12 protein-coding genes are annotated in these 13147 nt (G+C 64.8%); 1 reads left to right on the forward strand and 11 read right to left on the reverse strand.

From position 1 onward, the window contains the following. Positions 1-24: 24 nt before the first annotated feature. The 8 genes from NKI58_RS02480 to rsfS all read right to left on the reverse strand — a co-directional run bounded on the left by NKI58_RS02480 (position 25) and on the right by rsfS (position 8262). Positions 25-1281 carry a D-amino acid dehydrogenase gene (locus tag NKI58_RS02480; RefSeq protein WP_352783058.1) on the reverse strand — a complete coding sequence of 419 codons (1257 nt, stop codon included), beginning with the start codon at positions 1279-1281 and terminating at the stop codon, positions 25-27. Positions 1282-1418: 137 nt separating this feature from the next. After that, on the reverse strand, positions 1419-2570 hold the full coding sequence (gene alr, locus NKI58_RS02485; RefSeq protein WP_352783055.1) for an alanine racemase: 1152 nt from the start codon (positions 2568-2570) through the stop codon (positions 1419-1421). A gap of 29 nt (positions 2571-2599) precedes the next feature. Next, complete coding sequence (locus NKI58_RS02490; RefSeq protein WP_352783052.1) at positions 2600-3121, reverse strand: RNA pyrophosphohydrolase; 522 nt, start codon at positions 3119-3121, stop codon at positions 2600-2602. After that, positions 3099-4316 (reverse strand): divergent polysaccharide deacetylase family protein, encoded by a 1218-nt coding sequence (locus tag NKI58_RS02495; protein ID WP_352783049.1) that lies wholly within the window; start codon positions 4314-4316, stop codon positions 3099-3101. The genes NKI58_RS02490 and NKI58_RS02495 overlap by 23 nt, the downstream gene beginning before the upstream one ends. A gap of 203 nt (positions 4317-4519) precedes the next feature. After that, entirely contained in the window at positions 4520-5845 is a 1326-nt protein-coding gene (locus NKI58_RS02500) for a S41 family peptidase (protein ID WP_023678065.1), read from the reverse strand. Continuing rightward, a complete protein-coding gene (locus NKI58_RS02505; RefSeq protein ID WP_502898804.1) occupies positions 5846-7189 on the reverse strand; it encodes a murein hydrolase activator EnvC family protein in 1344 nt (447 codons plus the stop codon). A gap of 151 nt (positions 7190-7340) precedes the next feature. Next, complete coding sequence (gene rlmH / locus NKI58_RS02510) at positions 7341-7823, reverse strand: 23S rRNA (pseudouridine(1915)-N(3))-methyltransferase RlmH (protein ID WP_352574644.1); 483 nt, start codon at positions 7821-7823, stop codon at positions 7341-7343. 61 nt (positions 7824-7884) lie between these two features. Then, entirely contained in the window at positions 7885-8262 is a 378-nt protein-coding gene (gene rsfS / locus NKI58_RS02515) for a ribosome silencing factor (protein ID WP_023678068.1), read from the reverse strand. A 239-nt stretch (positions 8263-8501) separates the two neighbouring features. On the opposite strand from rsfS, the gene NKI58_RS02520 reads away from it, so the two are divergent. Beyond that, the gene (locus tag NKI58_RS02520; protein ID WP_023678069.1) at positions 8502-9359 is read left to right on the forward strand and encodes a mechanosensitive ion channel family protein; all 858 of its coding nucleotides are present in this window, start codon (positions 8502-8504) and stop codon (positions 9357-9359) included. Positions 9360-9388: 29 nt separating this feature from the next. Here NKI58_RS02520 and NKI58_RS02525 read toward each other — a convergent pair whose 3' ends face one another. The 3 genes from NKI58_RS02525 to NKI58_RS02535 form a co-directional block, all read right to left on the reverse strand. Then, positions 9389-10678 (reverse strand): MFS transporter, encoded by a 1290-nt coding sequence (locus NKI58_RS02525; protein WP_352826486.1) that lies wholly within the window; start codon positions 10676-10678, stop codon positions 9389-9391. A gap of 264 nt (positions 10679-10942) precedes the next feature. Then, positions 10943-11530, reverse strand: a complete 588-nt coding sequence (locus tag NKI58_RS02530) for a nicotinate-nucleotide adenylyltransferase (RefSeq protein WP_031212055.1) — start codon at positions 11528-11530, stop codon at positions 10943-10945. Positions 11531-11859: 329 nt separating this feature from the next. After that, positions 11860-13146 carry a glutamate-5-semialdehyde dehydrogenase gene (locus NKI58_RS02535; RefSeq protein ID WP_352574641.1) on the reverse strand — a complete coding sequence of 429 codons (1287 nt, stop codon included), beginning with the start codon at positions 13144-13146 and terminating at the stop codon, positions 11860-11862. Between the last annotated feature and the right edge of the window lies 1 nt (position 13147).

Below are 13147 nucleotides of genomic sequence, written 5' to 3' on the forward strand. Positions count from 1 at the left end.
TGGCTGTCTTAGCTGGTGGGCGTCTTACTTGGCGTATCGTCCGGGCCCGAGATCGCCGACGTCGATGTCCGGCACCCGGCTGGAGATGATGTCGGCCAGAACTTTGGCCGAGCCGCAGGCCATGGTCCAGCCGAGTGTGCCATGGCCGGTGTTGAGATAGAGATTGGAGAAATCGGTGCGGCCGATCAGCGGCGGCCCGTCGGGTGTCATCGGCCGCAGCCCGCACCAGAAGGTCGCCGATCGCATGTCGCCGCTGCCCGGAAACAGGTCGCCGACCGAATGTTCGAGCGTGCGCCGCCGCGATTCGTGCAGCCGCAGGTCGAAGCCGGAAATCTCCGCCGTGCCGCCGACCCGGATACGGTCGCCGAGCCGGGTGATCGCTACTTTGTAGCTCTCGTCCATCACGGTCGAGACCGGTGCGGCGGCGGCGTCCTTGATCGGCAGGGTGATCGAATAGCCCTTGACCGGGTAGACCGGGATGGGCCGCTTCAGCATGCGCATGAACCGTGCCGAATAGCTGCCCATCGCCATCACATAGGCATCAGCGACCATCCAGCCCTTGCTGGTGCTGACGTTGGTGATGCGATCGCGCTTCTTGACGACGCGCCGTATCTCCGTGTCGTATTCGAAGGTGACGCCGCGTACCGCGCAAAGCTTGGCAAGCCTGTCGGTGAACATCTTGCAGTCGCCGGTTTCGTCGCCGGGCAACCGCAGGCCACCGACGAATTTTTCGCGCACGCCGGCCAGCCCAGGCTCGGCCGCAATGCAGCCGTCGGGGTCGAGGACCTCGTAGGGGACGCCATAGGCCTTCAGCACCTCGACATCGCCGCCGACGCCGTCGATCTGCTTTTGCGTTCGGAAGAGCTGCAGCGTGCCCTTGGCGCGCTCGTCATAGGCGATGCCGGTCGCCTCGCGCAGCGCCTTCAGCGTGTCGCGGCTGTACTCGGCCAGCGGCACCATGCGCGCCTTGTTCAGCGCGTAGCGTTCAGCCGTGCAATTGCGCAGCATCTTGACCAGCCACATCCACATATGCGGATCGAGGGCCGGTCGCACCACCAGTGGACCGTGCTTCATCAAAAGCCATTTGATGGCCTTCAGCGGAACGCCGGGCCCGGCCCAGGGCGAGGCATAGCCGGGCGAGATCTCGCCGGCATTGGCAAAGCTGGTTTCCAGCGCCGGGCCTTTCTGGCGATCGATCACCGTCACCTGATGACCGGCCTCGGCAAGAAAATAGGCGGTGGTGACCCCGATCACGCCGCCGCCCAGCACGAAGATCTTCATCGTTGGTTCTCCGCGGCGGCATCTCGTCGGGATTCGAGACCGGGATCATCGCCGCCTCATGTCTGCCGGATTCTGTGGCGTCAGCCAAGTGCCGATGCTTAGGGAAAAGACATGCGTGAGGACAACAACCTTGCGTCCTAGCCATTCACATAGCGCCGGTGGAAACGGTGGCCGAGGCTGGTCAAGACCTCATAGCCGATGGTGCCGGCTTGGCCGGCTACCTGGTCCACCGTCTGCGACGACGGTCCAATGAGTTCGACGAGGTCGCCGGCCTTCAGCCTGCCGGGCGGCAATGCGGAAATGTCGAGGATGATCGAATCCATCGAAACCCGGCCGACGAAGGGCAGCCGCACATTTTCGAGCCAGGCGGAGGAAGCGGCGCGTCGATGCCAGCCATCGCCATAGCCGAGCGAAATCGTCGCCGCGGCAAGCGGAGCCTTGGTGTGGAAAGTGTGACCGTAGCCGACACCGGCGCCGGCCTCCAATATCCGCGTCTGGATGACCTTGGCTTGCAATCGCACCACCGGCAGCATCGGATTGTCCTTCGCCGGCGTCGGATTGACGCCATAGAGAGCGGCACCCGGACGAACGAGGTCGTAGTGATAGCGCTGCCCGAGAAAAATGCCTGATGAATTGGCAAAGGAAGCCGGCGCTTCCGGCAGCATCCGGCGCAGCCGTTCGAATTCCAGCCGCTGCCGCTCGTTGGCCGGCTGCTCGGGTTCATCGGCGCAGGCGAGATGGCTCATCACGAACGTCAGTTCGACACCGTCGAAAGCCTGCGGATCCTGCGCGACTGCCTTCACCTCGGATGGCGTCATGCCGAGCCGCGACATGCCGCTGTCGACCTGGAGGGCGGCCGGCAACTTACGGTCCACCCGCCCGGCCATCTCGCGCCATGCCGCGAGTTGGCTGGCGCTGTTGAGTACGGTGCAAAGCCCTGCCGCAACCGCTTCCGTTTCCGCACCCGGCGGAATGCCGTTCAGCACATAAATGGCCGGGTCTGAGCCGAGCGCCTTGCGCAGCAAGATGCCGCCGGCCAAATGCGCAACAAAGAAGGTATTACAGCCCTCACCCATCAGCGCCGCCGCCACCGGCGCCGCGCCAATCCCATAGCCGTCGGCCTTGACCACTCCAGCACAGCCGACGCCGCCCAGCCGCGCCTTCAGCCGCCGGTAGTTCTCACGGACGGCGCCGAGATCGATGGTCAGGATCGCCCCTGCCGCGGCTTCGCTGATCGGTTCGCCCAGGGTGACGGTCGGCGGAAGAGATTTGCTGGAGATGTCGTTCATGCCGACCTGTTTTAACGGAAGGCCGGCGGCTACGCCACCAGGTGCCGGAACGCCGCCACCACGTCTTCGTAGACCTTGCGCTTGAACGGCACGATCAGGCCCGGCAATTCCAGCATCGGCCGCCACGCCCACCGGTCGAACTCGGCCTTGTGGCCACCCGGCGGCGGATTGATCGCGATCTCGCTTTCGTCGCCGTGGAAACGGAAGGCAAACCATTTCTGCGTCTGGCCGCGATATCGTCCCTTGAAGGCGACGCCGACCAGATGCGCCGGCAGGTCGTATTTGATCCAGTGCGGCGCCTCGGCCAGCAGCGACACCGAGCGCATGCCGGTCTCTTCGTAAAGTTCACGCGCCGCCGCGGGCAGCGGCTCCTCGCCATCATCGATGCCGCCCTGCGGCATCTGCCAGAGCTGCGTCGTTCCAGCGAATTCGCTGTCCGGCTCGGCAATGCGACGGCCGACCCAGACCAGGCCGGCCTCATTGAGGACCATCACTCCTACGCAGGGCCGGTAGGGCAGCGTCTCGGGGTCAACGAGCTTGTTCTTTGCCATCTCGGCCTTTTTCCGGATCTATGGCCACCGCCGAAACCGGCACGATCTCGATGCCACGCTTCTTGGCCTCGGTCACCCAGGAAGACACGGTATCCACCGTCAGGTCGAAAGCCGAGCCGATGCCGACGGCAAACCCTTTCGCCCGTGCCGTCGCTTCCAGCCCATCCAGTTTCTTCAATATGGCGCCGCGGTCCTGCACCGCATCGATCGCCGTATCGCCGCCGACGAACGGCACGCCGTCCTTCAGCGCCAGTTCGGGTGCCAGGCTGCGCGCCGACGAACCGTCGTCGACATAGGCCAGACCACGCTTGCCAAGCTCGGCCATCAACGGCCCCATCGCCGTCGCGTCGGCCGAAAAGCGGGCGCCCATATAGTTCATGACGCCGGTGTAGTTGGTCGTTCGCGACAGCGCCCAGCGTAAATTCTTCAAATTCTCGTCCGGCGTTGCAGCCACGGTCAGCGTGTTACGGCCGGGATTGACGTTCGGATAGTCGAACGGCTCAAGCGGTACCTGCATGATGACCTCATGGCCGCTCTGCCGCGCCACCTGCATCCAGCGGCCGATACTGTTGCCTTGCGGCGCGAAAGCCAGCGTCACCTCCGCCGGCAGCTTGGCGATGGCTGCCTGCGTGCCGGTCTGCGACACGGCAAGCCCGCCGATGACGAGCGCGACGCGTGCACCGCGAGCCCCGGACCACGGCCGCGCATAGACATCGAACGGGCGCCTGCCGTCGGCGGCGCGGATCGGCAACGGACCGGTTTCGCTGGCCTCGACCAGCGCCTTGTCGGGAATGTGCGCGATCCTGAGGTTCTGGCCGATCGTCGAAGGGTCGCGGATGACTATGGCCTCGGGTGGACCGTCGCCCCCCTCGGTCTGGACATGGATGATCTGCGGACCGCCCATCTTCGGCCCGCTTACGTTGGCCCCACTTGCGTTGCTTGGCGCAGCCATTTCGGGCGTCGCCTTGGCGGGCGCGGCGGCGGTATCCGCCGCCGGCGTCTTCGGCGTCGAAACGGCTACTTCTTGCAGCTTCCGGAACGGCTTGTCTCGCAAGGCGATGGCGCTGGAGACGCCGACCACGGACAGCACGACAAGCGCGGCCGCGACCGCACCGGCGCTGATCCCGCTGCCTGAGCGCGGCAGCCGGATCGCCTGTCCGAGAGGTCGTTCTATGTCCTTGCCGATATCAGCCAAGCCCGCACCCCCCGGCGTGCATCCCCGAAGTAAACCTTCTCCGGAGGCGCAAAATCCAAAATGTCGGCGCGTCCCCTTGCTTCACTGGACGCGCAGCATGCCGGCCGCGGCCCCCGAATCAAACTGCCGGAGCCTCGCGGCCCCGGCAGCATCGCATCGCTTCGCTCAGGCAGCCAGACCTGTTTGGCCCGGCTTGCCCGCCCTTACTGGTTCAACACGGCCTTTTGCGGATTCGGCGGGAACGCCGGATCGGTCTTCTGGCCGCGCAGCAGTTGCTCGGCATAGATGAGCTGCAAATCGTCCTTGGGTTCCGGCGGCACATAGGCGGCCGAGCCCGAACCGGTCGTGCTTTCGTCGGCGCCCTTGATATGGCCCTTGAGGTCCGATTCGCCGCGCGTCAGGTCCCTGCCCTGCAGTTCCGCCGGCAGCGGCTGGTCGACCTTGATGTCGGGCGTGATGCCCTTGCCCTGGATCGACTTGCCGGACGGCGTGTAATAGAGCGCCGTCGTCAACCGCAGTGCCCCGTTCTCGCCGAGCGGAATGATGGTCTGCACCGAACCCTTGCCGAAGGACTGCGTGCCGACCACGGTGGCGCGGCGCAGATCCTGCAGCGCGCCGGCAACGATTTCCGATGCGCTGGCCGAGCCGCCATTGACGAGCACGATCAGCGGCTTGCCGCCGATGTCGTCGCCGGCCCGCGCGTCGAAGCGGGTGACGTCCTTCGGGTCGCGGCCGCGCGTCGAGACGATCTCGCCACGGTCGAGGAAGGCATCCGACACGCTCACCGCCTGGTCGAGCAAACCGCCCGGATTGAGGCGCAGGTCGAGCACGTAGCCCTTGAGCTTGTCGTTCGGCACCTGCTTCTTGATGGTGTCGATGGCATTCTCGAGGTCGTCATAGGTTTTTTCGGTAAAGGAGGTGATCTTCATGTAGCCGATGTCGTTTTCGACCCGGAACTTGACCGCCTTGACCTTGATGATATCGCGCACGACGGTCAGTTCGATCGGCTTGTCGGCGCCCTGGCGCAGGATGGTGAGCTTGATCGGCGTATTGACCAGCCCGCGCATCTTCTCGACAGCGTCGTTGAGCGTCAGGCCGCGGACCTCCTCGCCGTCGATCTTGGCGATATAGTCGCCGGCGAGCACGCCTGCCTTGGCGGCCGGCGTATCGTCGATCGGCGTGATCACCTTGACCAGGTCGTTCTCCATGGTGACCTCGATGCCGAGGCCGCCGAATTCGCCCTTGGTCTGCACGCGCATGTCCTGCGCTTCTTCGGCATTCATGTAGGAGGAGTGTGGGTCGAGCGACGACAGCATGCCGTTGATGGCATTTTCAACCAGCGACTTGTCGTCGGGCGGCGTCACATAATTCGCCCGTACCCGTTCGAAGATATCGCCGAAGATCGCCAGTTGCTTATAGGTCTCGGAGCCCGCAGCCTTCGCTGTCGAGCCGGGCGCGCCATAGACCAGGCTCATCGCCGATGCACCCATCAGCGCACCGGCAAACAGAAGCGACAGTTTCCGCATCATTCACGTCCTTCCAGAAAAACGGTCCGCCCACCATGGGGCCGGATCGACGGGTTTTCCATCCTTGCGGAACTCGACATAGAGCTCCGGCGTGGCATTTCCATTCTTCGATGCCGAGGTGCTCGCCACCCGGGCCTCTCCCATCGCGCCGACCGGCTCACCTGCGAGCACCGACTGGCCAGACGCGACGCTGATTCTGCTCATCCCCGCCAGGACGACATGATAGCCGTCACCCGCATTCAGGATCAAGAGTTGACCGTAAGAGCGGAAAGGCCCCGCATAAAGCACATTTCCATCCGCCGGCGCTGTGACGATGGCTCCCGATTGTGTCGCAACCATGTCACCGAGCATCACCGCGCCGTTACCATCGTTGGCGCCGAAGCGCCGCTTGATCCTGCCGGTGACCGGCAGCGCGATCTGCCCTTGAAGCGCGGAAAACGGCGCGGCAGCGGTGAGCCTGTTGCTCTCCGGCACCGGCAGCGAGGCCAATTCCGTCGGCGCCGCAGCCGATGCCGGGCCCTTGTCGGCGTCGGCCGTCTTTTGCTCGGCTGCCTTGGCCGCATCCGCCGCCTTGCGGGCTCTGTCGGCCTCGAGCGAGGCGATCAGTTCTTTCAGGCTGCCGGCCTTGGCCGCCAGCGTCGCGGACCGCTGCTTTTCGGCGGCCAGCGCGGTTTGCGTATCGGCGGCGAGCTTCTGCTTGGCTTCGAGCAGCATGCCGAGCCGCTTTTTTTCCGCCGCCTGCTCGCCGACAGCTGCCGTCAGCCGCGCCCGTTCGGCCTCGATCGAGGCCGTCACCCGCGACTGCTCCTTGAGGTCGGCCAGCAACATGTCGGTCTGCTGGCGCAGTTCCGGCACCACGGCACCGAGCAGGATGGCGCTGCGCACCGACGACAATGCGTCCTCCGGCTTGACCAGGATCGCCGGCGGCGGATTGAGCCCCATGCGCTGCAGCGCGCCGAGCACTTCGGCCAGAACGTCGCGTCTGGCGGCCAGTGAGGCGCGGATCTTCTGCTCCTGCGCCTTCAGCCCTTCCAGCTTGCCGCCAATGTCCTCGATGTCCTGGCCGAGCTTCTGCTCGGTCATCGCCGACTGGATCAGCGCCGCGGTGATCGAGGCGTGGTCCTTCTTGACAGCCGCTATGTCGGCGGCGAGCTTGGCCAGCCGCTCGGACGACAGCGTGATCTCTTTCGATACTTTTTCGTATTCGGCGCGGCTCTGGTCCGGGTCGGGCGCCAGGTCGAGCGTGTTCTCGGCCCGCGCGACGCCGAGCGAAAGCGCGATCGTCGCCACGGCGATGCCGTAGCGCACGCGCCAGGAGCCCATTCGTGATTTCCGGTCTTCAGACATTGAAGCCTAACTCTATGCGCGGCTTCGTTAACGAACCATCAACCATGTTCGAGCCCCGGCCGCCATCCGCAAACCCCATGAGCCCAAACTGTCGATGAGCATTGGGGCAAAAATCCGGGCGGCTGGCATCAATTCGCCGACGGAGCCGACTTCATGAACGATGGTAGGGGTGACCGGAAAGGATCGTGGCCGCCCGGTAAAGCTGCTCGCCCAGCATCACGCGGACCAGCTGATGCGGCCAGGTCAGCGCGCCGAGCGACACCGTCAGATCAGCCAGGTCGCGCAGTGACTGGTCATGGCCGTCGGCGCCGCCAATGGCGATCACCAGCGCCTTGCGCCCGCCATCGCGCAGCGAACCTATGCGGCCGGCGAAATCCTCGGAGGAAAGGTTCTTGCCGCGCTCATCCAGCAGCATCAGCGCCGTGCCCGGTTGCAAGTGCGTCTGCAGCTTCTGGCCTTCCTCGCGCCGGCGCTCATTGGCCGTCTGCGCGCGACCTTCCGCAATCTCGACGATCCCGGCGAATTCGAAGCCTACGGCAGGACCGCTCCTGGCAAAACGCTCGAAATAGCGGTCGGCCAACTGCTTCTCGGGGCCGGCTTTCATTCGGCCCACGGCATGAACCGTAATCTTCATCCCTGCCTCGAAGAGCCGCTGATGCATGTCGAACAACGACATACATCAAGACGAATACGGCTCAGTGGAGGGTCTCCTCCTCGAGATCGGGCGCCTGCCACATCTTTTCGAGATTGTAGAAGTCGCGGACCTCGGGACGGAAGACATGGACGATGATGTCGCCCGAATCGATCAGGACCCAGTCGGCGCCAGCCAGCCCCTCGACGCGCGCCGTGCCGAGCCCGGCATCCTTCAGCGCCTTGAGGAGATGATCGGCAACAGCCGAGACATGACGGTGCGATCGGCCCGATGCGACGACCATGTAGTCGCCGAGGCTCGATTTCCCCTGAATATCGATTGAGACGATGTTTTCGGCCTTGGAGTCTTCCAGACTGGCAAGGACTGTCTTGATGGCGCGGGACACGGCGTCGTTTACGCTGATCCCGGCCGGCGAAGGCACGATGTCGGCCTTCTTCCGCAGTGCTGTTCTCAGTGTATTTCCTTTCGCAGCAAGAACAACCAAATCACCTCTGAAATCAGGTGACACTGCTTAGATAGGCAGAGTTAGGTTGCAGTTTCAAGACACCGCTCGCAAGCAGGCACCCGGCAGCGGCCGAATATCCGGCTTTTCGGGCCAGAAAATCGGAACCGCCTCGCCCCGCAGCGGTTATCGGCTCATCCACGAACCGGAATCCCGACATGCCGATCGATCCCCAGAACGCCCTCCTCACCGTGCAATCCGGCCTGGCGCAACTCAGCACGCTGATCGTCTCCTACTCGCTTTCGGCGGTCGGCGCCGTCATCCTGCTGGTCATCGGCTACATCGTCGCCGGCCTCGCCGAGCGTTCGATCTATGCCGGCCTCGGCCATATCAGCGGCTTCGACGAAACGCTCCGCCATTTCTTCTCGCAGGTCGTCCGCTACGCCATCCTGGGACTGGTCGTGATCATGGTTCTCGGCCAGTTCGGCGTGCAGACGGCTTCGATCATTGCCGCTATCGGTGCCGCCGGCCTGGCCATCGGCCTGGCGCTGCAAGGCACGCTGCAGAACATTGCCGCCGGCATCATGCTCCTGGCGCTGCGGCCGTTCCGCATCGGCGAATATGTCGAAGTCGGCGCGATATCCGGCACCGTCGAGGAGATCGGGCTGTTTGCCACAACGCTGAGGACGGTCGAAGGCGTCTACGTGCTTGCACCCAACTCGACCCTGTGGAACCAGCCGGTCCGCAATTTCACCCGCAACGGTGTGCGCCGCGGCGACATCACGCTCAGCATCGGCTCCTGGAACGACATCGATTTTGCGCAGAAGACCATGCTCGGTGTCGCCGCCGCCGACCGGCGCGTCAGGCGGCAGCCGGCGCCGATCGCCTTTGTCGCGACCGTCGGCGACAGCACCGTCGCCATCACCTTGCGCTACTGGACGGCGGCTGCCGATTTCTTCGCCGCCCAGATCGACCTCACCAAGAGCGTCAAGCAAGCGTTCGATGCCGAAGGCCTTTCAATCCCGGCACCGGCGCCGCAAGTGCCGCAGCCGGAGGCCTCAGCCACGCAGCAATAGAGCATTTGAACCCGGCCGGCAGATGGCCCTCAAAGCTCTCCGCGCCCGCGCTGATCTTCGGGCGCGAAGGCGAGATCGACAGGCAACGGCGCCTGCGCCGTCATTGGCGCGAAACTGCCGGTCTCGGTGGCGGGCACCGGCCGGACCATGACGACGCGCCAGAGAACGAACAGGCAGTAGGTGGTGGCAATGACGATTGCCACATAGATGAAGGCCTGCGTGCCGTAGACGGCGGAAAGTCCGGTCACAATGCCGGGTACGACGAAGCCGGATAGCGACCAGGCAAACAAAAGCGAGCTCGACAACGCCACCATGTCGTCCTTGCCGGCGCGGTCGCCGGCATGGGCGCTGGCAAGCGAATAGATCGATTCCGAGGCGCCGTCCCAGACCACATAGATGACGAGCAGCGCCGCCAGCGCGCCGCCGTCGAAACCGAGGGCAAACAGGCCCGCCGCGGCGGCAAGCGCCGACGCCGCGATCAGCACAAAGCGCCGGTCGGTGCGGTCGGAAATCCAGCCGAGCGGAATCTGCAGGATCAGCGTGCCGACCGGCATTGCCGAAAGCAGCAAGGCGACGTCGGCCTGGCTGTAGCCCTTGGCCGTGGCATGGATCGGCGCAAAACCCGAGATCGTCATCGACAGGCCGCCGACGGCAAGCATACCGGCAACGCCGACCGGGGAGATCCGCCAGGCGCGGCCAAGCGCCACGGACGCCGCTTGCGGCGCCGGCGGCTGCGCAAGCCGCGTCAGCCCGACGGGAAGGATCGACAGCGCGGTGAAGGCAATGCCGATCAGCGGCGCGTCGGCCGCGCGGATATCGATCAACGCCAGCGTCGAGTAGCCGACGCCCAGTCCGGCGACATAGGCAACGTAGAAGATAGCCATGACCCGGCCGCGGATGGCGTTGGCGACGACATCGTTCAGCCAGCTCTGCGCGACAATGAACAGGCCGCATATGGCAAAGCCGTAGAGTGCCCGTGCAGCGATCCATGGCAATGGGTGCGGCCCGGCGCCGACGGCGGCGTTGGACAGCACGATCAGCGCCGACAGCACCATGAACACGCGGGCATGGCCGACACGCCGCACCAGCGGCCCCGTCAGGATGCAGCCGGCGAGGCCGCCAGCCGAAAGGCCGGTGACGATCAGCCCCGCCCATGTCGGATCGAAGCCCTCGGCGCCGAGCCGGACTGGGATATAGGCGAACATCAGCCCATTGCCGACGGCGATCAGCGCCATCGACAAAAGGATGCTGGCAATGGCGATCGACGGCGCCGGCTGCCCTAGACCGTTCTTGTCCTGGTCGCGCTCGAGAATCGTCATGACCGAGGATCGCCCATCAAGCAGGTCAAGGCAGCGGCAAAAGCGACATCACCGGACTTACCTTCTCCCCTTGTGGGAGAAGGTGGATCGGCGCGTAGCGCCGAGACGGATGAGGGGTGCTGGAAGAAATGCAGCGTAAAAAGACCGAGGGATTTTAAGTGCTTAGTTCTTCAAGATAGCGATCATTCCAGCAACCCTCATCCGACCGAGCTTCGCTCGGCCACCTTCTCCCACAAGGGGACCCACAGGGGGAAAAGGAGACTCCTATCCCTTTGCCACCTTGCGGATCGCGCTCGACGACAGCGACGAACGCGGGCCGTGGATGAAGGTCCAGGCCGGCGCCGTCATGCGGGCGAGCCGCGGTGCGTCGCCTTCGTCGACGCGGGCATAGTCGAAGGTCTTGGCGACCACCGACGACAGGAACGACAGCGTCGCACCTGGCCGGTCGACCACCGCGATCGGAAACGTCATCACGATGCGGCGCCAGCGCTGCCAGCGGTGGAAGTCGCGAAGCGAGTCGGCGCCCATGATCCAGACAAAATCGACGCCCGGGTTACGCGCCTTGACCAGCGCCAGCGTGTCGGCGGTGAAGCGGACGCGGTGGGCCGCCTCGAATGCGGTGACCTTGATCTTCGGGTTCTTCGCGATCTTTTCGGATAGCTGCAGCCGCTCGGCCAGCGGCGCCAGGTCTCCGGCATTCTTGAGCGGATTGCCGGGCGTCACCATCCACCACAGCTGATCGAGCGCAAGGCGTCTGAGTGCGATCTCGGCGACCAGCGCATGGCCGGCATGCGGCGGGTTGAACGAACCGCCGAACAGCCCGACCGCCACGCCTTTCCCGGCATGCGGCATCTTGAGATAGCGGGAGGATATGGCATGTTCGGACAAGGCAAGCATGCGTCAAGCACCCCCCTCTGCCGCGCCGGGCGTCTCCTCCTCAAGGGGGGAGATTGTCAGCTTCATCGCAGGCGCAAATCTTGCAACGCCGCCGATTGGCGAAATCAGAAATGACAGCCAATCTCCCCCCCTGAGGGGGGTGAGGCGTGGTCCGCGTAGCGGACGGAAAGCCAATTGCTTGGCTTTCCGAACGACGAACGCCCGGAGCGACAGCGAAGGGCCGGGTCCGGCAGGACAGAGGGGGGTGGCTGGGCGCACGTCTCAGGCTCTGACTGAGAACAGTTTCAAGGCCTCACCTGTCCCGACCCGCGCACGCGATATTTGAACGAGGTCAGTTGCTCGACGCCGACCGGCCCGCGTGCATGCATCTTGCCGGTGGCGATGCCGATCTCGGCGCCCATGCCGAACTCACCGCCATCGGCAAACTGGGTCGAGGCGTTGTGCAGAAGAATCGCCGAATCGACCTCGTTGAAGAACCGGTCGACCGCTGTGGCGTCCTCGGCGATGATCGCCTCGGTGTGATGCGAGGAAAACGTCTCGATATGCTCGATGGCGCCGCCAATGCCGTCGACCAGCTTCACCGCAATGATGGCATCGAGATACTCGGTCACCCAGTCTGCATCGGTCGCGGGCTGGGCATCGGCATAAAGCCTCAGCGCCTCGGCATCGGCATGGATCTCGCAGCCTGCCGCCCGCAAGGCCTCGAGGATCGGCACCAGGTGCGTGCCGGCGGCGGCACGGTCGACCAGCAGCGTCTCGGCAGCACCGCACACCCCGGTGCGCCGCATCTTGGCATTGACCGCGATCTTGACCGCCATGTCGAGATCGGCCGATCGGTCGATATAGAGATGGCAGATGCCCTCGAGATGCGCGAAGACCGGCACCCGTGCCTCGTTCTGCACACGCTCGACCAGGCTGCGGCCGCCGCGCGGAATGATGACCTCGAGATTGCCGGAAAGTCCTTTCAGCATTTCGCCGACGGCGGCGCGATCGGTGGTCGGCACCAATTGTATGGCATCCTCCGGCAGCCCGGCTGCCTTCAGCCCCTCGACCAGGCAGGCATGGATAGCGGCGGAAGAATTCGCCGAATCCGAGCCGCCGCGCAGGATCACCGGATTGCCCGCCTTGAGGCAGAGCGCGCCGGCATCGGCGGTCACGTTAGGCCGGCTCTCATAGATGACGCCGACGACGCCGAGCGGCGTGCGCACCCGTTCGATATGCAACCCGTTCGGCCGGTCCCATGCGGCAATGACATCGCCGACCGGATCGCGTAACCCGGCGATCTCGCTGATACCGTCTGCCATGGCGCGGATGCGGGCGGGATCGAGCTTCAGCCGATCCATCGACGCTGCCGATAGGCCAGCCTCCCTGCCATTTCTGATGTCGATGGCATTGGCGTCGAGGATGTCCTGCTCATGCCGAAGGATCGCCTGAGCCATGCCGATCAGCGCCGCGTGCTTGCGCTCGGCCGCAGCTATGGCCAGCGGGCGGGCCGCGGCACGCGCGCGGCGGCCGATATCGGCCATCAGCGCCACGGTATCATCCCGGGATTTTTCATGCAGCGTCAGCATG

This window comes from Mesorhizobium sp. M0522 (assembly GCF_040321085.1).
Lineage (GTDB): Bacteria > Pseudomonadota > Alphaproteobacteria > Rhizobiales > Rhizobiaceae > Mesorhizobium.